The following is a 22,023-nucleotide window of genomic DNA, read 5'->3' on the forward strand; positions in this document are numbered from 1 at the left end:
CGCGAGAAAGACAAACAAAAAGGGTTAGCCAATGCTAACCCTTTCTTTATTCAGCTATTAAGTGAAATTACACTAAGCTTGCTAGCATTTCGTCGCTGTAAGGTACAAGTTCAACGCCATCACGCACGCGAGCAATATAGTCAGGGTTAGCAATGAATGGACGACCGATAGCAATCAAATCGAACTTATTCGCTGCAATCGCTTCACTGGCCGTTTCAGCGCTGTAGCTTCCCACTCCCACTAAGGTTTTGCCATAGTGTGCGCGCACATAGCTTGAAGCTCTGCCGCCAAGATAGTCGAATTCCATACTGTCATCGAAAATCCCAATATGCACAAAGGCGATATCGCGCGACTCTAACTCAGGTAAGAAATAATCGAACACTTCGCGGTCACGGCTATCTGCCGCCATATTGAAATAAGCCCCTGGAGAAATCCGTAGACCAGTTCTGTCTTTGCCGATACGAGCCACAACAGCGTCGACAACTTCAAGCGCAAAGCGGGACATATTAGCTGGAGTGCCACCGTATTCATCGGTGCGGCGATTGCTGTCATGGTGTAAGAAAGTATCAATTAAATAACCATTTGCACCGTGGATTTCAACACCATCAAAGCCAGCTTCAATGGCATTTTCCGCCGCTTTGGCGTAATCACGCACTAGGCCTTGAATATCCTCGAGTGTGGCTGGTTTTGGCGTGACATAAGTTAGCTCACGCATTCTTGGCACGCTGCCTTCAATCTTCTGTGCTGATGCAGCAAGCACATCGCCACCACCGAAAAAGTGTGGATGAGCAACACGGCCCGTATGCCATAACTGCACAAAAATCTTACCGCCATTGGCATGTACTGCATCGGTCACTTTGCGCCAGCCAGCAATTTGCGCTTGAGTAAAAATACCAGGGGTATTTGGATAACCTTGGGCATCGGGACGAATAATGGTCGCCTCTGTGATGATCAAACCCGCTTCGGCGCGGCGTGCATAATAGGCAACCATGTCATCGGTCGGCACTAAGTCGGCATCGGCCATACAACGGGTCAAAGGTGCCATTAAGAAACGATTGTTTAAGGTAATAGTGTCATTAAGCGAGTAGGTTTCGAACAGATTTGCCAAGGAATTTGGCGTGGTTTGTGTGGTCATTTTCTCAGTCCCATTCTTGAATATGCATTCAAGATATTATTATTTGAACGATCATTCAAGTTAATTTTTGAATGTTCGTTCAAAATTAGGTAGAATTCGGCCTAAGCGTTTCTATACAAGTGAATTAAATTCGATGCGTAATGCAGAGTTCGACCGAGAACAGGTACTTCGCGGCGCGATGGCCGCCTTCATGCACAAGGGTTACACCAAAACAAGCATGCAAGATCTAACTCAAGCCACGGGATTACATCCGGGGTCGATTTACTGTGCCTTCACCAATAAACGCGGATTACTAATCGCGGCCATTGAGCAATATCAACTCGACAGAAATGCGCAGTTCAACAGCCTGTTCGTTAATAGCGAAAATGTACTAACGAACTTAAAAACTTATTTAGATCATATTGTTGCCGAATGCCTAAGTTGTGATAGCGCCCAAGCTTGTTTATTAACGAAGGCATTAAATGAAGTGGCTGAGCAAGATGTTGAGATTAGAGATATCATCAATCAGTATCTGCAATCTTGGCAACAAGCGCTAACGCAGCAGTTTACCAGCGCAGCCGAGCAAGGACTGCTAGAAGGTCATCGCAGCGACGAGCAAAGAGCCCAATATTTTATGATGGGAATTTATGGTTTAAGAACCTTCGCTCACACCCATCCAAATGCCGAAACCCTTCAACATCTTGCTGATCGATTGCTGACTGAAGTCTGCCATTAAAAGCGTTTTAATCTGTTCAATGACGAATACCTAGGCGACTAAAATCGACAGAGTGTAGATAGTATCTAGACAAATAGTGTTTGGCGAGATGCCGCAGTATTGGTGTCCATTGCTCAGATATTGTTGAATGTCGAGTTATTGAGAGTCGAATTATTGGGTGTGATGCTATGGAAGGTGGTGTTATTCAAGTCGATATAAGCGTCACTATCTCCTTAAATTCAGGCCGATAAAGCGCAGTAAATACGTTCTGTACATTATAAAAAAGATTAAAAGAAGTATTGCAAAGAAAGTCGGGCCGCTAATTCAACAAGGCGATTATGCGTCCCAAGGATGACTATTTTTTGACATGTTAATCTATTGAAATGCTAACCTTTTGAAATTCTAACCTTTGAAATTATAAGCTAATTTTAACCTATATTAGCCTGAGCAAATACCCGCTCGCCCAATGAGTTCAGTATCTTACATTCACCTTCAAGTACGGCAATGATCGATTTTCCCTTACGAAAACTTGCCGGTATCATCACACGCCCCGCTTCACTCACAGGCAAATTAGCTAGCACAGAATTGTGCATAATTAACCCTACGGGCGCGTCATAATATAAAACAGTAACAGTCGCTTGATTTGCTTGCATCACATTTAACTCACATTAAGCAGCGTCTGCTGCGTTATATTTACGTCGCAAGAGAGCTCCTTGTCCTCTACATCTTAAAATATCCCCGAAGATATTTTAACCATTTTTAAATCAACTAATTAAGGTCTAATTCAATCTTTAATATTCTTATTATGGCGTGCAGAACTGTATCAAACTGTACACCTTGAGCTATTTAAGCACTTCAGCAAAAAGATGCCAATCTATTTCTATTATGTTAATCAATTACCCACCACGGATCACAAGTACAACACATGACAAGGTGCGTTTTTATGCATGTTTTAGAGTAAATAACCTAAATTTGATTATCTATTATTTACTTAGCCTTAAATCCCACTCTAAATCCGCCCCAATGTTTACCATTCACAAAAATGGGCACAGACAAGTCATGCATCACTTCGCCCGTATCCCGTTTGTAGGTTTGCAGTAATACAGGTTCTGTATGGGCGCCGCAGCGGATCCCCGTCGGATCATTAAACAAGCGTTTGGTTCGATTATGCACCATATCGACTTCGACCTTGCCCGTCAGCGCTTGGCTAAAGCGTTTATTATGGGTCGGAAAATAACCTTTTTTATCAACAGCTCCCGCATAAATAATTTCGCTATGTTTTGCCAGAATGGGTTCTTGAATCGTTGGAAAATGCTGATCGGTATAACGATCGAAAGCTGTGCTGTATTTTTGCGGCTGAGTATTGGCAATCGGTTGATATTTAGGATTAAACAAATCCGCCTCGCTAAAACTGCCGCTAGCTAAACCTTGTGCCAACTTGTCACCGCACGCTTTAGCGGCCACATTGGCCAATTGCAAAACCTGCTGATCGAAGGTTTGTGTATCCCATTTAGACAGCGCTTTAAAAATGCCCTCGGTCGTCAAGGATAGAGTAAAGGCCTGCTCTGATACGCTATGACTCTGTTTACCCGTCGAATTTAACGAATCACGTATTTGAGTCACAGAGCGGCTAATGTCGTTAGTGGTGTTGTTATATTGTTTGAGGGAATCTTCCATATCACCTAACGCATGGGCCGATTGAGTCACAGAGGCCGAAATCTCAGTGAAGTGCGCGTCTAACTCGCCCATAGCCGCGACCACATCGGCGGTTTGCGTTACGACCCTTTCCATCAGCCCAGAGGTTTTATCGGTTTCGCTGCGGATTTCTAATAGCATCTTGCCGATATCTTGGGTCGCACCTGCGGTTTTACCCGCAAGACTGCGAACTTCGTCTGCGACAACCGCAAAACCTCGGCCCTGCTCTCCCGCACGAGCCGCTTCGATGGCCGCATTTAACGCCAACAGATTCGTTTGTTCGGCAACGGAGTTAATCACTTCAGTGATTTTTTGGATTTCTTCGGCTCGCGACTTAAGCGCCTGTACTTGCTCGGCGGCTGTATCAATATCCGTACTCAGTGAGCGAATAGCCGCCACACCTTTTTGGGCTTGGCTGCGCCCCTGCACGCTAACGCGCTCGGCCTCTTGTGCCTGACCTAAAATATCGGCGGCATTATCGCCAAGTTGGGCCGTAGTGTGACTCAATTGCCCCGCGGCAACCGCAATGGCACTGGCATGCTCGCCATTTGATTCAATGGATTTATTCAGTAAATCAATAAAATGCGACACTTCAGCCGAACCGATAGCAATTTTACTGGTTTGCACACTGATATCATGGGCTGGAAGGCTTTGATCTTTTAATGCCTTAGCATTTGCCTCATCGGTGTCGAGCTTGGCCTTAGTTGAGCGCAAACACACCCACACCACTAAGCCAGAGGTGATTGCGCCCAAGATCAACGCCTGCACAATGCTCGGAAGATGCAGTCCCGCAAGCAATAAACTCCCCAGAGTGACTAGCGTGAAACTGATAAAAATTAAAACTTTGTGCTGTATTTCCATATACTTCCCGTAAGTGCGCAAGGTAAAAATGAAACGGAAATGCTAAGAGTCGAATCATTCGCCCTCGTTCAGCTGCAATCAATTACAGCTGACTCAGAAGGGCTAACTATGATAGCGCTCAAGATTTATAGTTTTAGTCTATTTCTCTGAATAAGCTAGATAAACAAAGTAGCAGTTAACTATCATCAACAGTCTCACGTGTGTATGGCATTAGACATTAGTATTAATTTCGCGTGATTTAGTCTTAGTCCATCCTCAAGATTACCCTACCTGAAAAACCCAACTTTGCCCTGAAATGCGTGCCCCGTCGCCTTCTCGGTAATAAATCCCACATGGACGACTGCACTTATGCCAAGAAAACTGCTAATATCGGCGCAATTTTTTTGAGCTAACGAGATCAAGATGGGCAGAGCATATCAAAACAAGAAAGAATCCATGGCGAAAACAGCCGGTCAAAAAACCCGCATTTATTCACGCTACGGTAAAGAGATTTACGTTGTCGCTAAACAAGGCGGCGTTGAGCCCGATGGAAACTTATCACTGCGTCGCTTGATTGAACGCGCTAAGAAAGACCAAGTGCCTGCGCATGTTATTGAACGCGCAATTGAAAAAGCCAAAGGCGGCGGTGGTGAAGATTACGATACCGCCCGTTACGAAGGTTTTGGTCCTGGCAACTGCATGGTCATTGTTGACTGCTTAACCGATAACGTAAAACGTACCTTCACCGAAGTGCGTCAAGCCTTCGTGAAAAACGATGCCAAACTCGGCGGCCCAGGTACAGTTGGCCACATGTTTGATCATCAAGCCGTGTTCGTGTTTGCCGGTGATGACGAAGATGCGATTTTAGAACTGCTGATGATGGCTGACGTTGATGTGAGCGATGTTGAGCTGGAAGATGGCTTAATCACAGTTTATGCGCCGCACACTGAATACTTTAAAGTTAAAACTGCACTGACCGAAGCAATGCCAGAGGTTAACTTCGAATTCGACAACATCACCTTCGTACCGCAGGACATGACTAAGGTTGAAGGTGAAGATGTGGCTATGTTTGAAAAGTTTATCGCCGCTTTAGAAGATTGTGACGACGTACAAAACGTCTATCACAATGCGGAAATTGAAGACTAAACACTGCTTTCGCCTGAAATAAAACGCAGCCCTAGGCTGCGTTTTTTGTTTATAGGTCAACATATTAAGCGTTAATGAAACAACCGTGAAACCCTAATGGCAATACCCTGTTCATCTGAGCCGAAGCGATGGGACCCGCACTGATATCACTGGCACGAAACAAAGACAAGCCAGACTGTGCATTGTGGTAATCGAGCCAAGTCATCAACAAATAGGCTTCATGCTGCTCAGTGGCGGGGATATAGAGCGGCTCTTCGGCAATCTTGCCTTTGCCAAGATAAAACGCGCTATAGCTGGCGTCGCCAAGTGCATCCGTACCGTGCTGGCTGCTATCTTTTGCATTATGAATACAATACAGAGTATTACTCAGTCCTGATTCAGATTCGGCTTCATATTTAAAGTTAGAATTAGCAGCAGAGTCTGATCTTGCTCCAACGCCAAATAACGGGACAAACTCTGAAGCTCCGCCCATTTTCTCTGCAAGCTTTTCGGCATTGCTCGTTTGCAGTGCAGACTCTTTGTTACTCATAGTGTGCTGCGCAAACTGGGGAAACTCCATCATCACGCCGCTGCGGTTAATTCGTGCAGAGGAAGACAAGGTCTCCGCAAACTGCGTTTTGCTAGCTGCTGTAAGTGGTGCTGTGAGCGGTACTGTGATCGTCACTAACTCGGCATGGGGTGTTTTTGTTTTACGCTCCCCCGTCAGTAACCCCTTCATCCCTTGAGTTAAAATTGCCGAATTAGGATAGAGGCAAAGCTGCACTGACAGTTCGTCATTCTTCTCAATGGCTTGGCCAAAGTGAAACACAAATCCTGCAGGCAGTTGGTGTAACTGGCGCGCTTTAAAGTCGGCTTTGTCGATAACCAGTAATTGCGATGGCAATTCGGGGCGCCATTTAAAGGCATCGATATAGGTTTCGCCCTCTTCATACACGCAGGATGAAATATAAAACACTAGCTTATTTTCACTCTGCGCGAAGGCATGTAAATAACTCGCCTGCGGTAATTCAATCACTTCCATTCTGGCAATGCTGTCATCGGCTGCCACTTGATACACAAGTAATTGCTTCTCGCCGCCGACATACCAGACGCCAAAATTCCACAGTCCACCTTGTCCATCATCGAGTGGATGGGCGGAAAAGGGTAAGCCCTTAAACTTGTCGCCAAAGCTTTTAACACCGAGCGTAGTTAAGGTCTGCGCATCGAGTCGATAGGGTGAACCCGCTTCCCATAACGCGAGCAACTCGCCGTGGCGCGGTAATAAACTGGTGTTAGCCACATTCAAGTCATCGTTATTGCGAATGGGTAAAGCATTGGGGATCACTGTGCCTGCGGTGGTGTACTTAAATGCGCCAGCGGCTTCTTCCACTTTAAACTTCTTTGTTTGGATAAACTTAGCCTGATGCTGAATTTGCCCATTGGCCACACTAAACTGCTGCACCATGCCATCGCCATCGAACCAATGTTGATATGCCTTACCTGCCCGAGACATTTTCGCTGGCCCATTACGATATAAATTGCCGCTCAATTGCGCTGGCCACTCACCCGAAACCTGCATAGTGAGTGGCGGATAGTCGCCTTCTGCCCCGTTAAAACCCATGGCCCATGGCTCACGGGCGACTGCTTGTGCATTATCCAGTGCCAGTAATTTATCCACCGAACTTGCCCAAACTGCGGTCGTCATTAGGGCGGCAGAGCCTGCTAGAAATTGACGTCTATCCATGGTGCAGCCCCCTCTTAGCGAATATGTATCGTGATTTGCGCATCGGCCTGCAAACTAAAGCTGGCGTCTTTAAAGCTCGCAGGTCCAAAACTGCCGGCGTTATTGCTAAAACCATAGCCTTCACTCGGCACTCCTAACATATTGGTATCTAAGCTGTGGTTGCCGTTTTCATCATGAAAGACCTTGACCGCATATTGACCATCGGCTAGATCGCTAAATACCAGCCTATGCTCTGTCTTAGTGACGGGCTTTATCATAGAAGCGCTAGGATTGTGGCCTGCGGCGTAATCCTCGGCATTGGCATAAAGCTCAACCATTAAGGCGCCGGTTTGTACTTGAATATTATCGATATCCACAGTCAGGGTATGTGTCTGGCTGCCTGTGGACATGGTGCCTGCCGATACACTTCCTGCCGACAAGAGCAAGCAAGCTAAGCCTGCGCCCCAAATCGCTGATAACGTCCTTTTGGTCATATTGGCTCGGCGAATCTGGGTTGTTGTCATCGTTAAGTTCACGTGTTTCATGTCTTACTCCTGTTATTTGCGCTGATAAGTAACTGCGATGGAGTTAGCTTAAAAAATCACAGGACTAAAAACAGGTGCCAAAAGTCATGAAACAAGAATTTAACAAGATGACTTTTGGCATAGTGACATCTAGCGCTGATACCTTAGAATGGTCGGCAGAATTGGATTAAGGAATCGTCATTCGTGCTAGAAAATCGATTAGCAAAAGAAGAGAGCATGTTAATTGCCGCAGGAGTGCTCACTTGGGCATTAGTGGCTTGGGTTGGGATAAACCAAGCCGCATTGCATACATGGCAAGGCATGCTCAATGCCACGCTTTATGGGCTGTATTTAGTGCAATTTATACTGATAGCTACCGATAAAGTTGCGCATAACAATATTCTGTTTCGCCGCCTTGCCACACTAGCAATGCCGTTGATCGTGTTGAGCTTATTGCTCACGGCAAACCATGCATTGCTGCCGATCCTCTTCGTTATTTGGGCGTCACTATTGCCTGAGTTTTTTAATCGCCGCCAAGCCATTTCGCAGTTACTGTTAGCCAACCTTGTTTATTACGCGCTGCTGCAATGGCATGTGCATGAACAAAGCAATGTGTTCAATATTTTGATCTATCTTGGCTTTCAATTCTTTGCCTACAGCAGCAGCCAAGCAAGGCTTTCCGAGCGTAAATCACGCTTGATACAAGAACAGCTAAACCAACAGCTTATCGCCACCCGCGCCCTACTTAGTCAAGCCAGCGAACAGCAGGAAAGATTGCGGATCTCCCGCGATTTACACGATATTCTCGGCCACCAGCTCACAGCACTCTCTCTGCAATTAGAAGTACTGAGCCATAAAGCGCCCGAAGAACTAAAGCCTCCAGTTAACCAAAGTAAATCCTTAGCAAAAGAGCTACTTGAAAGTATTCGCGCCGTCGTTAGGGCTCAAAGAGTGCACGTGGGATTGGATTTAGTCCCACCTTTAGAGGCGCTGATGACCCGCTTACCCAGCGTCACTCTCACCTGCAAGACTATGAAACCACTGCAATCAGCCGAACTGACTCAAGCCCTGCTGTTAGTCCTGCAAGAAGGCATCAGCAACGCCGTGCGCCACGGCAAGGCGAATCAACTGCAACTGAGCATGGAAGACTCCCAAAACGCACTGGTATTGCAACTGAGCGACAACGGCTTGGGGCTAACACGGGTAGCCGCGCGAAACGCATCAGCTAAAAGCGGTACAGGACAGTTCGGTACAGGGCTCGGCGGCATGCAGGAAAGACTGCAGCCCTTTAATGGCAAGGTGCAGCTAAGGGCGAATGACTCAGCGCCCGGCTGCCAACTCACCCTCACCCTCCCAGCACTCGCTTAACTTTTATTAAACACTTTTTGGAATCGCTATGGATATGCAAAACAACATCATCAGTGTCGGCTTAGTAGAAGATCAACAATTGGTTCGCCAAGGTATCGCTAGCCTGCTCGCCATTTCCGACAACATTCGCGTGGTGTGGCAGGCTGAAGACGGCCAAGATGCACTCAGCCAACTCGCCAATAATCCTGTCGATGTGCTGCTCAGTGATATTCGCATGCCAAATCTTGATGGCATCGCCATGCTCAAACAGATACGTCAGAGTGCCAATCGCTTACCTGTCATCATGTTAACCACCTTCGACGACAGTGAGTTATTCCTCAATAGTTTGCAGGCGGGAGCCAATGGCTTTTTACTCAAGGACGTGTCACTCGATAAGTTACTGCACGCCATCGAAACCGTCGCCAAAGGCGGCTACTTGATTGAGCCTTCGGTACTCAAACAGATGAGTGAGCCTAAACCTGCACCTAGCGTTGGGGTAACTAGAAATGAATTATTGTCGGAACGGGAGCGGGAAATTCTCAGTTTTATGGCGGGCGGCTTCTCCAACAAGGAAATCGCCAATGCAGTATTTTTAGCCGAGGGCACAGTGAAGAATCATGTCTCTAACATACTCACTAAACTCGATTGCCGAGACCGCACCCAAGCTGTACTCAAGGGCTTGCAACTGGCATTGATCTAACCCAATAGTATTCAGAGTGACAACAGCAAAGGCCGTGCTCAACGGCCGCAATCAATCTTACCCAAACTGCATGAATTCATAGGAAAGGAACACTGATGCAAAATCTAATTAATGCCATCGGCACGATAATCAGCCACACGCCAACTTGGGTCTTTGTTTTACTCGCAGGACTAATTTATTTAGGGCTGAGCCAGACAAAGGATCGTCAACTCAGCTTAGGCCGCGTATTACTGATGCCAGCGGTGATGACGATATGGTCTGTGATGTCACTCAATTCGAGTCTACACAGCCCATTAGCGCTTGTGCTATGGGGAGTCAGTTTGCTACTGACGGTGGGGTTAGCTTGGTCTCTGCTGCCTAAAACGCCTGTCAGTTACCAAGCAGGCCTGTACCATATCAAAGGCAGTTGGCTGCCGCTAATGCTGATTTTAGGGATTTTTATCATTAAATATGCCGTGGCTTACACACTCGCGACACAGGCAAATATCTTAGAAAACTACCTTTTTATCGCCATCACTAGCGCTACCTATGGCCTGCTCAGTGGCATCTTTATCCTAAGAGCAGTTCGCATACTCACTGGCGCGCATCATGCTCAGATTAACGGCTATTCGGCGCACTAGTGCGCTAATACTTACTCAAATTGCAGCCAACAAAAAGGGCCAGTTAAGGCCCTTTTTGTGCTCATCTAAGGCGATGAGTAATGGCTAAAAACCTAACGAAGCTCCATCTCTTGGATAATTTCATGGGCAATGGCTGGCGTTGTGCAGCTCGGGGTTTCATGTAAATCTGCTTTTAGCTGACCTTTACGGTGCTTAAGTGCAGCATCTAATTTTTTCGATGCGGCCTTGATAGCTGGGTACATAACCTCATCGGTACCCGAAGCGGAAATGCGGCTGCCTTCATAATTGGTACGAAGTTCAACCTGATACTCGCCATGCTCTTTCGCAATAATGATGTCCAGCGCGATCAGAGAGGGGAAATGGGTGGCGATTTTTGCAAACTTTTCGTTAACATGTTCTCTAATAGAATCAGTAACATCGACGTGGTGACCAGAAATATTTATTTTCATAGGTTGTCCCTTTTAATGTCATTACTTTTATTTTCGCTTCACTAATAGAGCTTGGGGCATGCAGGATAAAACACAAGGGGAATTGGCAAATATTTCGATCAACTCAGGTATTAGCATCTCCTAAATGTGACCGCCATCAAGAAGTTGAAAATAAAACCGCCAGAAAAATACGATTAAGTGATTGATTTATAAACAGGCATTAATAATAAATCAATCACAAAATCCAATACGACATAAGGTAAATACGTTTAATATTTACGTTGCACGCTCTGCTGCCAAAACTGCTGGGACAGATGATGCGTCTTGGTCGATAAACGCGACACTTGATCGCCACGCGCCGCCGCATCGAGCGTCTGCTCTAAACTCTGTTGAGCCAAATCGCTGATCACATGGATGGCACGGCTAATTTCAGCGGCCACTGAAGTCTGCTGGGTCATCGCCGCGGCATTATCATCACTTAAGGAGTTAATCCTTGTTATGGATGAAAGCAGCTCGCCAAAAGCGACACTGGCTTCCTGCGCTAAGCCTACCGAACGTTTAACCTGCTCTTGTCCCGCCACCATAGTCGAAGTCGCCCTTTGGGTACTTTCCCTAAAGCGGCTAACGATTAACTCGATTTGCGAGGTGGATTGGCTAGTACGACTCGATAATTGTCTGACCTCATCAGCCACCACTGCAAAACCGCGACCACTATCCCCTGCCCGCGCCGCTTCGATTGCCGCATTTAAAGCTAACAAGTTGGTTTGGTCAGCGATGGCACGTATCACTTCAAGCACTTGATGAATCGCACGGCTATCTTCTTCAATCGTTTGAACTACATCGGAAAAGTGGCTCACTTGCACACTCAACTGATGTATCGCCTCTATCACTGTTTCTAAGCGTGAATGCCCGCGTTGCGCCGCCTCATGGCTCGACACCATTTCAGAGGCCGTGCGATGAATGTTGCCCGTCACTTCGGCAAAACTGGCGCTCATCTGCTCCATCGCCGTTGCAGCCTGCGTTGTTTGTTCGCTCTGACTATCGGCATGTTCCCAAGTGTTGGTAATGGCTTGTTTAAGGCTGACACTCTGAGATTGGATTTCACTGGCCGAATCCGCCATACGGCCAACAACGCCACCGATTTCGGTGCTCAAAAAGCGCAAGGCAAGATCCAATTTTCCAATCTCATCTTGGCGGCCGGTATACACGCCCGTCGCCACAGGATCGTCAATAATGTTGGTTGCCATAGACACGAGCTTTTGCAGCGGCTGCATCAGGAAATACCATGCTAGGCACGCTACCGTCATCCCCGCAATCGCGGCAACAATGGGAGAGTAACTGGCAATTATTGCCGTAGTCATAATCGAAATCAGCATGGCCAGCAGTATCTTGCCACTGAAACCAAACCTATCTTTGCGCAATACCTTAGTTTGCTTACCCTGATTAATATCGCTGTAAATACTCTCGGCGGCTTTGATCTGCTCTGGAGTGGCTTGGCGGCGAACAGATTGATATTCGTGAATTTTACCGTCTTCATACACAGGGGCGACATAGGCATTTACCCAGTAATAACCGCCATTTTTAGTGCGATTTTTAACGATCCCCATCCAAGGTTTACCCTGCTTAATTCGCTCCCAAAGGATCTTAAACGCAGCCGCTGGCATATCTTGATGACGCACTATGTTATGGGGATTCCCTTGCAACTCAGCAGCGCTAAACTCGCTGATCTGCGAAAAAGTCTGATTCACATATTTGATGTTTCCCTTCAAATCCGTCGTGGATAGTAAAATCGCATTATCTGACAGGTGTGTTTCACCATTCTTAGAATTTTTATGCATAGGGTTATCAGGCTAGGTCTCGGTAAAAAAGATAACGAGCATTCTGCCAAAACCTCAGTACATCAAAATTGATAAAGCTCACATTGACAGCACAAAAATTAACCTAACGCTAAACAAGCAGTAACCACTAGACACACAATAATAAATTAAAACAAACAACTGTGACGAAGCACTCGTTACTTCTACATCGATTTAAGCGGATCAGCCCAAGATCACATATTTACATTCGAATCTAAATGATATCGTTTATCATTTGAATTAACTAAGTTATACTTCTCGCGGTTAGCTATTCCCTGTTAATAGAAATGCATTCGCCATTAAGCCGAGTCTTCTGCCGTTAAACCAGAAAGCTCAAGCACACGTTGCAGAATTAACCGTAACGGATAGCCATAACGGACCCATATTGGCTCGAAATGAGAAGTGGCACTTATGTCTAATACACCCGCGTTTGAAACGTCAACGCAATCATCTGCAGTGCAAACGCGCTCTTTCTCACTGATTTCACGGGGGATTGTGCAAATTGCGCGATGGTTTAAGCAAGAGCAATCGCAGTTTGCCTTCAAAGTCTTTGCCCGCGCGAGCGCCGCCCTACTGGCGGGTTATATTGCGGCAGCTACCTTGGCTTGCCTGCTGACAGTCGTGCTACCTATGCCCCGCTTCGAAAGCACAATAACGGCCAATATGTTGGCTTTTCTGTTTTATGCCGTTGCCATTATTTACGCCTTTTGTGTACGTAAAACCTGGCATGCATGGCGAGATTTAGGCCTAGTGAGTTTGTTATGTTTTGGTTTGCTTCAGGTGTGTGGGCAGTAAGATGAAAGAGACATTTTTTAGAACCTTATCTTGGCTACATACTTGGGCAGGTTTGCTCGTGTGTTGGGTGTTATTGTTGATCTTTTTTGCGGGTAGCTTGAGCTATTTCCGCCATGAAATCAGCCTTTGGAACGAACCCGAATTACACCAAGGGGTTTATCAAGACTATCAAGCCGATACGCTCGCAAATCAGCTGGATAAAGGCCAAGATTATATCGCTGCGCATTCGCCCGAATCGGCGCAGCGTTGGATGATAGGTTTTCCGACCGAACGTAAGCCCTTTCAAAGTGTTAGTTGGCAATTGCCACCAGAAAAAGGTCAACGTCGCGGCAAAACAGAAGAACATGTCGCCCTCGCCGATGGCAGCGGCATGATCTCAGAAGTGCGCGCAAGTCGTGGCGGCGATTTCTTCTATCGTCTGCACTTTGACTTGCATTATATGTCCGCAATTACGGCCCGATATATCGTCGGTATTTGCACTATGTTTATGCTAATTGCCCTTATCAGCGGCATAGTGATCCACAAGCGGATCTTCAAGGATATGTTCAGCTTTAGACGCGACAAGGGCGCCCGCTCTTGGTTAGATGCACACAATGTGAGCTCTGTCATCGCCCTGCCCTACCATCTGATGATCACTTATACCGGGCTTATCACCCTGATGTTGATCTATATTCCGTGGACGGTGGATACCGCCTATTCGGGTGACAACCAAGCCTTTTTAAAAGAGCTAAACCCCGCCAGACAAACCGAGAAAGCCACGGGGATTAGCGCGCCACAGGTGCAGCTGAGTCAATTACTGCCGCAGGTGCAAGCCGCTTGGGGCGATGCGCCAATTAAGCAAGTGATAGTGTCATACCCTAACGATCAAAATAGCCAAGTGACCTTTTACCAAAACACAGGTAAAGATGTGACCGATGAGGCCAACATTTTGATATTTAACGGGGTCAATGGTGAGCTTAAGTATGCCAGCCCGCATGAAGCCTCGGGAGCATCCGCTACTTACGACACTATGATGTCGCTACACACGGCGCGTTTTGCCGCCCCACTATTACGCATATTGTTCTTTTTCTGCGGCTTATTGGGTTGCGCTATGGTCGCAACAGGCACTTTGATGTGGGCCATTCGCCTACGTCAAAAACAACAGAAAGCCATAGATAAAGGCGAGAAACCAAGCTTAGGATTACGTCTCGTCGAAGGGTTAAACTTCATGTTTATCTTAGGATTACCCTTAGGCGCTGTGAGCTTCTTTTACGCAAATCGTCTGCTATCGACAAGTTTTGCAGGCCGCTCCGAATGGGAAGTTCACAGCTTCTTTATCGCGTTAGCGGCAATGGGAGTGTGGGCTTTCTTTGGCCGTTCACGTCGCCAGTGGCAAGCAGCATTGATAATCACAGGCAGTTTGTGCTGTGCACTGCCCGTGCTCAATGCCTTCACATCGCCGAGTAATCTCATCGATAATATCCAATCCCATCAATGGCCTTTAGTCGGATTTGACGTGCTCGCCATTCTACTTGGCGGCGCTATGCTATTTGCCAGCAAAAGATTAACTTTAATTGCTAAAGCCCCAGCCAAGCGCCCAGCAAGACCCGCATTCAATGCGCCGAATACCAAGGCGAATAAGGCGCGCCGCAGCGAGCCACAAACATCCCTAGCCAACGAACTTACCTCGCCGTCTTCATTGGAGGAAGCCAAATCATGATGCCAGAATTTATCCCTGTACTTGGGATCTTAGGCTTAAGTTATCTCTCACTTGCGCTGTTCGCCTTAGCTAAGTTTGGGCATTTTAAGGATGTGTTTAACCGTCCACCAGCACAATGGCAAAGCCATTTGCTAACCTTGTTTGCTTGGTTATTACTGGCATTTAGCTTAAGTGCCTGCGCGAGCGATCAAGGCTGGGCCTACGGTAGCATTTTGTTTATGGGGATCATTTCCCTCGCGGCCATGCTGGTCATACTGACGTTAAGCTACAGTCCACGCCATTTACCGATTGGTATCGTCGCTGGCAGCGTACTCACAAGCAGCCTATTACTGAGCGCCGGGCTATAACTTCTGTTGCACTAAGCTATAACTTCCTGCCGCACTGAGCCACAGGTCATGGCTAAGTGCGCACCGCTAGGCTATAGTGCCCTGATGTCCTTCAGATAGGAGAAAATAATGGGCTTTAACTTAACGGTTAACTGGCAAACCTCGCCCGCCGAAGAAGGCGAATTTTGTCGAGACCACAGTATTACATTTGGCAGCGGCCAGACGATTCAAGCCTCGTCGGCACCGGAATACAAAGGCAATGGGCAGAATGTAAACCCTGAGGAAAGCCTGCTAGCGGCGTTATCCTCATGCCATATGTTGACCTTTCTCGCGATTGCACATCTTAAGCGCTTACCTGTCACGTCCTATGTGGACAATGCCACTGCAGAGCTGGGTAAAAACGAAGCGGGCAAGTTGGCCGTCACTAAGATGGTGCTGAATCCTAAGGTCATTTTTGCCGAAGGGGTTGAAGTCAGCCAAGAAACCCTTGAGAAAATTCACGAAAAAGCACATGTAAATTGCTTTATCGCCAATAGTTTAGCGACAGATATTCACATCAAGTTTTAAGATTTGTGCTGATGTCTACGGCCCGCTAATGGTTTCCTAAGCGGGCTTTTTTATTGCCGCACCGCAGATCATTACCAGTCTGACTCATTACCATCACCGAATCACCGTCGCCGCCCCCACACAGAGTCTTACCATCAGCATCCCAAAACCTTTTCTATGGTTTAGTTCATATCCAGATTTTAAACAGTACTATCGAAGCCAATCTTAGCTTGGTATCAACTGTTGGAGTTAAAAGATGCACATTCAACCACTGCGACATTCCCCGTCTGTCAGCCCACAAAAAAATGTCTCCAGCGCTGAATTTGCACAGGTTAACAATGCCACGCAAACCAGCGCACCAACATCAACGGATACAGTAACGCTTTCTCGCGATGCAAAACAATTGGCGGCAAATGCGCAAAAACCAGTAGAAATGCCAGCACTGAGGGATAACATAGAAACCTTAGTCGAATTGAAACACGCGAAGATGAAATACCAACTAATCGCCGACATGACCAATATAGCGACAGGAACAAGCCAAGGGATTTCGGCGCCAACGGCCTATTACCTAAGCCATAACGAAGACGCGAGAGCGATAACAGTTAATCACATTGCCCAACAACAGCAAGTGAACACTATGCAGAAACGAGTAAGAATATTAATGAATGGGCATAAAAATGGGTGTTGTCTCGGGAACTAAGAGACAACACCCTAACTTTGTACGCGACTATGCTAACTGAGATACCTTAAATTTTAGTTAAATACTGAATTTAAATATCAATTACTTAGCTTTTATATCCTGTGCCATTCCTTTTGCAGGCAGAGGTTGCGCTTTTAAGGCTGGAACGGGCTGCTTAACCAACTCATCTTTCAAATAGCTTATCGCAGTCTCAAGCTGTGCATCTTTACCGTTAAAGGTGGCGAAAGGTAAGTTATCGACTTCAATATCCGGCGTTACGCCATGTCCTTCCAGCACCCAGCGACCATCCATTGCATACTGTGGATACTCGGCCACTCGCGCCATACCTTTATCGGTCAGCGAATTTCGCCCAGATAACCACACGCCCGCGCCTGCCGTTTGTTTACCAATTAGCGGCGCAATACCCAGCGCTTTAATTCCCGCTGAGAAGGTTTCACCGTCGGAATAGGTTAGTTCATCGGTTAACACCACTAAATGGCCACGGAAGGTTTGCTGCATATTGGTGTTTGGCGTGCCGTGGGTCGGTTGCCAGAAAGCCCAAGCGCGGCGCAATAACTTCTCTATAATCCAACTGTCGATATTGCCGCCGCGATTACGGCGAACGTCGATAATCAAACCGTCTTTATCGTAATTGGTATAAAACTCACGGGCGAAACTTTCAATATCGCCGCCGCCCATGGCATATAAGTGCAAATAACCAATCTTGCCCTTACTCGCATCCTCGACCACAGTCGCGTTATGGCTCACCCAATCTAAATAACGTAATTGGCCGTCCACCATAGCGCTGACGGGCATAACGATGGTTTTATGGGTTTGGCTGCCACGCTTAAGTTGCAGTAATACTTGCTTGTCCTGTTGATTGCGCAACAGCCGCGTGACATCAGCCACGTTCGCCACTGGCGTGCCATTGATGGCCAGCAGCACATCTCCTTCTTTGGCATCGACTTCGATACGATTTAACGGTGAAGCGTTAGCTGGCAACTCAGGATCGTTACTGTAAATATGCGCAATTTTAACGCCATCTGCAGTTTGCTGTAGGCGCGCACCTAGGCTAGCTGCTTTAGCCGCATCTGGATCTTTGGGTAAATCACCGCCGCGTACCTGTGAGTGCAATGAATCTAATTCGCCCATCATTTGCATGAAGATATCGTTCAGTTCGTTACGGTCAGTCAGGCGGTCAAGCAAAGGTTGATACTTAGCTTTGGTCGCTTGCCAATCGAGGCCGCGCATCTTCTTATCGAAGAAAGATTCTCTGTGCATCAACCAAGCATCTTCAAACATTTGTTGCCATTCAAGCTGGGGAGAAATCGCTAATTGCCATTGATCCGTTTGCACTTCGGCATTATCTGTATCGCCTAGCTTATCACCACCATCAACAATCATCAGCGCCTTGTCATTGCTGAACTTACGCAGCATCAGCTTTTCGCCATCGGCAGAAACCTCATATTGGCCAATATCCTCGGCAAAAACCTCGGCTTTAGGGCTTAATGGATCAAACTTGATGGTCATCAGACTCGGTTCAGCGTCATCACCCATCGCTTGGTCGAGCACATATAGCCTGCCATCAACGGCGCGCAGTTCACTGTAATTGCCTGAATCGATAGGCACTTGCCATAAACGCTGCGAAATACCAGACCAATCGATTTTCACCGGATTCGGTTTATCCTTAGCATCCGTTTTGTCAGCTTGGTTAACGCTGAGTTCATTGGGTTTACTAAAGGGGAATTTGGCATTGTTAACTAAGGCGATGGCAAAAATTTGGCTGCGTTTATCAAACACTGGGCCCATGTTTCTATCGCCCCAAGGTGAACTTGGCGTGGCGCTGAATTGGCGATTTGACAGGAAATATAACCACTGGCCGTCACTGCTAAAGGTCGGCGAATAGGATTCGTACTTATCGCTGGTGAGCGTCTCGGCCTTATTTTCATCCACAGAGTAAAGGACGATTTGCGGTCTTTGTTTACCGATTTCCGACTTAGTTAATGCAATAAAACGACTGTCTCCGGACCAGCGAATATCAGCGTAAGGTCCAAGTCCTTCACCGTTAGTGATGATTTTTTGATTGGTATTTTTCTTTAAGTCGGGCAGCCAAACATTGCCATCGTTATCGTCGTGGGCGATAAATCGACCGTCATTGGACAGATTCAGGCTCATTCTTAAGGTATGACCGTCTTTTGTCAGCTGCTTGGCGCCACTGCTGCCATCGGCAGGGAATTGCCAAATTTCCTGCTGACCCGTCATGTCGCTAATCGCATAAACCGACTTGCCATCTTGGCTCAATATCGCTTCTCTCACGCGATAAGTCCCTGGCAGCGCAACTTGGATTAAGCGTGAGCCATCAACACCCGCAATTGCTACATGGCTGCGGGCGGTGATCACCACTTTATCGCCAGCAAGGGCTAAATCGGTGGAGGAGGCATAATCCATAGGATCTTTCACCCAGTGCTCACGGCGCTGGGCAAAATCGGACGTGAGTTCAATATTGAGTAATGCGTCTTTCGCGGCGGCGATATCAAATACATGGATATCTGCGCCCTGCTGGAAGACCACTTTGCCTTGATCCATCTGCGCGCCGCGGACTTGCCAATCTTTAAATTGGGTCAACTGTTTTGCGTCTGAACCATCGAGCGCCATCGACCAGAGGTTGTCGTTACCATCGCTGTCGCTGATAAAATAGAGTCTGTCTTGCCATAGCATAGGTTGACGCACTGAGCCGTCGTGCTGGCCGCTGAGCAACTGGGCTTCGGTTTTGCTACCAAGTTTAAAGCGCCATAATTCGCCCTTTGCGCCGCCACGGTACACTTTGGCGTTATCGCCAGTGACTTGCAGGCCAAAGCGGGTGAAGTACACGTATTCGTTGCGATCATCAATCACACCTTCGACCGCATCGGCTAAGGGTAAATCTGTGGTCGTGAGGGTTTTAGGATCGACGCTGCGTAGCATCCAATTATTCGCGGGGCCAAAACCACTGTCTGTGGAATATAAAATCTCGCCTTTGGCGGTCCAACCTTGAACCCGCACACGGCTATTCTCAAAACTCACCCGCTTGGCCACACCGCCGGCAACCGGGATCACATACACTTCGCTCGCGCCTTCATAATTGGCCACATAAGCAACCCACTTGCCATCGGCTGAAATGGTCGCACCTAGCTCCTCTGCGGGTAAACTCGTTAAGCGGGTCGCCGCCTTTTGACCTAAGGTCTGAGTCCATAAATCCCCTTCAGCGGTAAAGACTAAGGTTTGATCGTGTAGGGCTGGCGCGCGGTAATATCCTTGATTGCTCACCGCATCGGCAGCGATGGCTTGGGCCGCAGTAAACGTGCCTAGGGCAAGCATGCAGCAGGCGACAGAATGGCGAAGTTTCATGTATGACCTCTATCCTATTGTTATTTTTAGCAATGGACTCTTTGACTACGAGATTTTGCTAGCAGATTTAGCGAAGAAATTCTTGCCATAGACTTTTGCGAAAAAACGCAATCAAGCCCAAAGCATGACAATTTAGCCCACCAAGCTAGCAGAATTTAATAGAGAGTTCAGTAACTTCGAGCCAGAGAAGTTTTAGCAAATGTGTCACATCTTAAATCGCGGGAAAACAACTGAGTAAAAAACAATCTTCTTTAGCGGAAAACACCAAAGATCATAGCGTTACCCTGTTGCATCACGATAAAAATCATCAGGAGTAAGACAGAATTAGCTAACGTGAGGGCTAATGTTTAGGGCTAGTGTTTAGGACTAATATTAAGAACTAATGTTAAGGGCTAACGTTAAGGCCTGATTACGGGCTGACGTACAGCGTCTTTAGTGGACTGTTTAGGCGGCTCATATTGGATTGTTTCGCCAGTGACATTTGTTGCCATTTATTGATCACGCGTGCAATTTCACCGTTATCCATCAAGGCCTTAATCGCATGATTAAACTGCTCTAACTGGCTTGGCGTCATACTCGCTTTGCTGAGCATTAAATGGATATGGTTTTGATCTAACACTAACTTGAGCGGCACTAGCTTAATATGTTGATGCTGACTAGCAATATAAGGCATGGCCATAGTATCGCCGACGATCATATCCCCGCGACCATAGGTGAGCATTTGTACCGACTTATCTGAGTCAGGGCTTAACACCAATAAATGCTCCTGCTCTAATCGATATTGAGACTCTTGATAATCGGCGCCATACCAACCGCTTGAAGGCACAAGCAGGCGTAACTTTTTGGTAAAAATGTCCTCCCACTTATCGACATTGATCTGATCTTTTTGCTCATCGAGCACGAATAAGCGCAGCTCTTCGTCTCGATAATAACTGGAAAAATGCGCATAAGCCTGACGTTCATCCGTCATTGTCGCTCCCATCAACACATCTAACTGTCCAGCTTTCAGCATCTGATGCGATCGCTTCGCAGGCACATTGATAAAATTGATTTCGCAGCCGAGATACACGGCAAATGCCCGCATCAGATCCACATCTAAACCTTGAGCTTCTCCTTGGGGATCTTGCCAAGCATAGGGAGGCCAGTCGTTATAACCGACTTTAATGGTTTTACTACAGGGTAAAGGACTATTAACCTGCAACGCACTTTTGGCGGGCAAAGCTAAAAAAAGCAGCAATAAGACAGGAACATATTTAAACAATGACATAGGCTAAGTTACTTGCCCCTTAAGTTGGCGATCCTCTCCTGATGAAGATGAAGCAAAACGGTTCAACGTCAGGCTTCCGCGGTGTTTTAGTACCTAAATAAGCGTAGTTGGCACTTAGACAGTGCGCCATAAACACCAGTCAGATCATAGTAATTAACCGAAATAGGGCGCGGAGAACAACAACAAAAAAGGACAGTAGCTAGTTTAACGCGTTTAGTGTAGCCGACTTAATGCACTTGCCATAAAGACTCCGCCTGAGTAACTGAAATCAAGTTGAAGGTTAAGCTAACTAAATCTGACACTTATAAATAACAGCAACAACCTTAGTGGGATCGCCCATATCAGTCTGTAACCAAACGATGTGCGTGCCGCCCAATTGCTCTCCCTGAGCAATGGCAGACTCTTTAGCTTCATCTAGATTATTCTCGCGGCGACTCACCCCAGTGACGATGGCAAAACTGTCGCAATGGGTCACTTCAAAATCGTAGGCTACATTTATGCGCCGATATAACTCACGTTGATCGGTTGCACACCCTGAGGCTAAGACGCAAAAACAGACACTTAATAGAAAAAATCTAGACAAATCAATCAACCCACTGAGTAAACACGCGGGTGAACATAAACAATTAAAACCAAT

19 protein-coding genes and 1 pseudogene are annotated in these 22,023 nt (G+C 46.9%); 10 read left to right on the forward strand and 10 right to left on the reverse strand.

Features of this window, described 5'->3' with window-relative positions:
* Positions 1–67: 67 nt before the first annotated feature.
* Positions 68–1,135, reverse strand: a complete 1,068-nt coding sequence (locus KV201_RS05980) for an alkene reductase (protein WP_226058812.1) — start codon at positions 1,133–1,135, stop codon at positions 68–70.
* Between the two features lie 133 nt (positions 1,136–1,268).
* Here KV201_RS05980 and KV201_RS05985 point away from each other — a divergent pair, with 133 nt between their 5' ends.
* Positions 1,269–1,850 carry a TetR/AcrR family transcriptional regulator gene (locus tag KV201_RS05985; RefSeq protein ID WP_107948574.1) on the forward strand — a complete coding sequence of 194 codons (582 nt, stop codon included), beginning with the start codon at positions 1,269–1,271 and terminating at the stop codon, positions 1,848–1,850.
* 407 nt (positions 1,851–2,257) lie between these two features.
* On the opposite strand, the gene KV201_RS05990 is transcribed toward KV201_RS05985, so the two are convergent.
* Positions 2,258–2,482, reverse strand: coding sequence for a TIGR02922 family protein (locus tag KV201_RS05990; RefSeq protein WP_006080825.1), 225 nt, complete (start codon positions 2,480–2,482; stop codon positions 2,258–2,260).
* Positions 2,483–2,816: 334 nt separating this feature from the next.
* Positions 2,817–4,385: a methyl-accepting chemotaxis protein gene (locus KV201_RS05995; protein ID WP_226058813.1), complete on the reverse strand. Its 1,569-nt coding sequence runs from the start codon at positions 4,383–4,385 to the stop codon at positions 2,817–2,819.
* Positions 4,386–4,787: 402 nt separating this feature from the next.
* Here KV201_RS05995 and KV201_RS06000 point away from each other — a divergent pair, with 402 nt between their 5' ends.
* Positions 4,788–5,510, forward strand: a complete 723-nt coding sequence (locus tag KV201_RS06000; RefSeq protein WP_006085103.1) for a YebC/PmpR family DNA-binding transcriptional regulator — start codon at positions 4,788–4,790, stop codon at positions 5,508–5,510.
* A 64-nt stretch (positions 5,511–5,574) separates the two neighbouring features.
* Here the strand turns inward: KV201_RS06000 and KV201_RS06005 are convergent, their stop codons facing one another.
* Together KV201_RS06005 and KV201_RS06010 are read right to left on the reverse strand one after the other, a co-directional pair.
* On the reverse strand, positions 5,575–7,233 hold the full coding sequence (locus tag KV201_RS06005) for a carotenoid oxygenase family protein (protein WP_226058814.1): 1,659 nt from the start codon (positions 7,231–7,233) through the stop codon (positions 5,575–5,577).
* A gap of 14 nt (positions 7,234–7,247) precedes the next feature.
* Positions 7,248–7,757 carry a DUF2141 domain-containing protein gene (locus tag KV201_RS06010; protein ID WP_006080821.1) on the reverse strand — a complete coding sequence of 170 codons (510 nt, stop codon included), beginning with the start codon at positions 7,755–7,757 and terminating at the stop codon, positions 7,248–7,250.
* A 183-nt stretch (positions 7,758–7,940) separates the two neighbouring features.
* Between KV201_RS06010 and KV201_RS06015 the strand changes: the two genes are divergently transcribed.
* The 3 genes from KV201_RS06015 to KV201_RS06025 all read left to right on the forward strand — a co-directional run bounded on the left by KV201_RS06015 (position 7,941) and on the right by KV201_RS06025 (position 10,403).
* On the forward strand, positions 7,941–9,104 hold the full coding sequence (locus tag KV201_RS06015; protein WP_226058815.1) for a sensor histidine kinase: 1,164 nt from the start codon (positions 7,941–7,943) through the stop codon (positions 9,102–9,104).
* Positions 9,105–9,132: 28 nt separating this feature from the next.
* The gene (locus KV201_RS06020; protein ID WP_012088628.1) at positions 9,133–9,783 is read left to right on the forward strand and encodes a response regulator transcription factor; all 651 of its coding nucleotides are present in this window, start codon (positions 9,133–9,135) and stop codon (positions 9,781–9,783) included.
* 95 nt (positions 9,784–9,878) lie between these two features.
* Positions 9,879–10,403 carry a DUF6622 family protein gene (locus KV201_RS06025; protein ID WP_226058816.1) on the forward strand — a complete coding sequence of 175 codons (525 nt, stop codon included), beginning with the start codon at positions 9,879–9,881 and terminating at the stop codon, positions 10,401–10,403.
* A 92-nt stretch (positions 10,404–10,495) separates the two neighbouring features.
* Here the strand turns inward: KV201_RS06025 and raiA are convergent, their stop codons facing one another.
* On the reverse strand, positions 10,496–10,852 hold the full coding sequence (gene raiA / locus KV201_RS06030) for a ribosome-associated translation inhibitor RaiA (protein WP_006085098.1): 357 nt from the start codon (positions 10,850–10,852) through the stop codon (positions 10,496–10,498).
* A 248-nt stretch (positions 10,853–11,100) separates the two neighbouring features.
* A complete protein-coding gene (locus KV201_RS06035; RefSeq protein WP_226058817.1) occupies positions 11,101–12,669 on the reverse strand; it encodes a methyl-accepting chemotaxis protein in 1,569 nt (522 codons plus the stop codon).
* A 429-nt stretch (positions 12,670–13,098) separates the two neighbouring features.
* Here KV201_RS06035 and KV201_RS06040 point away from each other — a divergent pair, with 429 nt between their 5' ends.
* The 5 genes and pseudogenes from KV201_RS06040 (at position 13,099) to KV201_RS06060 (ending at position 16,728) form a co-directional block, all read left to right on the forward strand.
* The gene (locus KV201_RS06040) at positions 13,099–13,482 is read left to right on the forward strand and encodes a DUF3649 domain-containing protein (protein WP_071939179.1); all 384 of its coding nucleotides are present in this window, start codon (positions 13,099–13,101) and stop codon (positions 13,480–13,482) included.
* Between the two features lies 1 nt (position 13,483).
* Positions 13,484–15,181, forward strand: coding sequence for a PepSY domain-containing protein (locus KV201_RS06045; RefSeq protein WP_226058818.1), 1,698 nt, complete (start codon positions 13,484–13,486; stop codon positions 15,179–15,181).
* Complete coding sequence (locus KV201_RS06050; protein ID WP_006080813.1) at positions 15,178–15,528, forward strand: DUF3325 domain-containing protein; 351 nt, start codon at positions 15,178–15,180, stop codon at positions 15,526–15,528. The genes KV201_RS06045 and KV201_RS06050 overlap by 4 nt, the downstream gene beginning before the upstream one ends.
* A gap of 108 nt (positions 15,529–15,636) precedes the next feature.
* Positions 15,637–16,074, forward strand: a complete 438-nt coding sequence (locus KV201_RS06055; protein ID WP_071939181.1) for an OsmC family protein — start codon at positions 15,637–15,639, stop codon at positions 16,072–16,074.
* A gap of 235 nt (positions 16,075–16,309) precedes the next feature.
* Positions 16,310–16,728, forward strand: a pseudogene (locus KV201_RS06060) (hypothetical protein).
* 106 nt (positions 16,729–16,834) lie between these two features.
* Here KV201_RS06060 and KV201_RS06065 read toward each other — a convergent pair.
* The 3 genes from KV201_RS06065 to KV201_RS06075 all read right to left on the reverse strand — a co-directional run bounded on the left by KV201_RS06065 (position 16,835) and on the right by KV201_RS06075 (position 21,978).
* Positions 16,835–20,119 (reverse strand): S41 family peptidase, encoded by a 3,285-nt coding sequence (locus KV201_RS06065; RefSeq protein WP_226058820.1) that lies wholly within the window; start codon positions 20,117–20,119, stop codon positions 16,835–16,837.
* Positions 20,120–20,528: 409 nt separating this feature from the next.
* Entirely contained in the window at positions 20,529–21,386 is an 858-nt protein-coding gene (locus KV201_RS06070) for an ABC transporter substrate-binding protein (protein WP_226058821.1), read from the reverse strand.
* A gap of 289 nt (positions 21,387–21,675) precedes the next feature.
* Complete coding sequence (locus KV201_RS06075; RefSeq protein ID WP_014620644.1) at positions 21,676–21,978, reverse strand: hypothetical protein; 303 nt, start codon at positions 21,976–21,978, stop codon at positions 21,676–21,678.
* Positions 21,979–22,023: the final 45 nt, after the last annotated feature.

This window comes from Shewanella sp. SR1 (genome assembly GCF_020447145.1).
In the GTDB taxonomy this organism is placed as follows: domain Bacteria; phylum Pseudomonadota; class Gammaproteobacteria; order Enterobacterales; family Shewanellaceae; genus Shewanella; species Shewanella baltica.

Coding starts and splice junctions, on each gene's coding strand:
- KV201_RS05995 (WP_226058813.1), bottom strand. CDS start 4,385: ATGGAAATACAGCACAAAGTTTTAATTTTTATCAGTTTCACGCTAGTC.
- KV201_RS06050 (WP_006080813.1), top strand. CDS start 15,178: ATGATGCCAGAATTTATCCCTGTACTTGGGATCTTAGGCTTAAGTTAT.
- KV201_RS06065 (WP_226058820.1), bottom strand. CDS start 20,119: ATGAAACTTCGCCATTCTGTCGCCTGCTGCATGCTTGCCCTAGGCACG.
- KV201_RS06005 (WP_226058814.1), bottom strand. CDS start 7,233: ATGGATAGACGTCAATTTCTAGCAGGCTCTGCCGCCCTAATGACGACC.
- KV201_RS05980 (WP_226058812.1), bottom strand. CDS start 1,135: ATGACCACACAAACCACGCCAAATTCCTTGGCAAATCTGTTCGAAACC.
- KV201_RS06000 (WP_006085103.1), top strand. CDS start 4,788: ATGGGCAGAGCATATCAAAACAAGAAAGAATCCATGGCGAAAACAGCC.
- KV201_RS06020 (WP_012088628.1), top strand. CDS start 9,133: ATGGATATGCAAAACAACATCATCAGTGTCGGCTTAGTAGAAGATCAA.
- KV201_RS05990 (WP_006080825.1), bottom strand. CDS start 2,482: ATGCAAGCAAATCAAGCGACTGTTACTGTTTTATATTATGACGCGCCC.
- raiA (WP_006085098.1), bottom strand. CDS start 10,852: ATGAAAATAAATATTTCTGGTCACCACGTCGATGTTACTGATTCTATT.
- KV201_RS06045 (WP_226058818.1), top strand. CDS start 13,484: ATGAAAGAGACATTTTTTAGAACCTTATCTTGGCTACATACTTGGGCA.
- KV201_RS06035 (WP_226058817.1), bottom strand. CDS start 12,669: ATGCATAAAAATTCTAAGAATGGTGAAACACACCTGTCAGATAATGCG.
- KV201_RS06055 (WP_071939181.1), top strand. CDS start 15,637: ATGGGCTTTAACTTAACGGTTAACTGGCAAACCTCGCCCGCCGAAGAA.
- KV201_RS05985 (WP_107948574.1), top strand. CDS start 1,269: ATGCGTAATGCAGAGTTCGACCGAGAACAGGTACTTCGCGGCGCGATG.
- KV201_RS06070 (WP_226058821.1), bottom strand. CDS start 21,386: ATGTCATTGTTTAAATATGTTCCTGTCTTATTGCTGCTTTTTTTAGCT.
- KV201_RS06010 (WP_006080821.1), bottom strand. CDS start 7,757: ATGAAACACGTGAACTTAACGATGACAACAACCCAGATTCGCCGAGCC.
- KV201_RS06040 (WP_071939179.1), top strand. CDS start 13,099: ATGTCTAATACACCCGCGTTTGAAACGTCAACGCAATCATCTGCAGTG.
- KV201_RS06025 (WP_226058816.1), top strand. CDS start 9,879: ATGCAAAATCTAATTAATGCCATCGGCACGATAATCAGCCACACGCCA.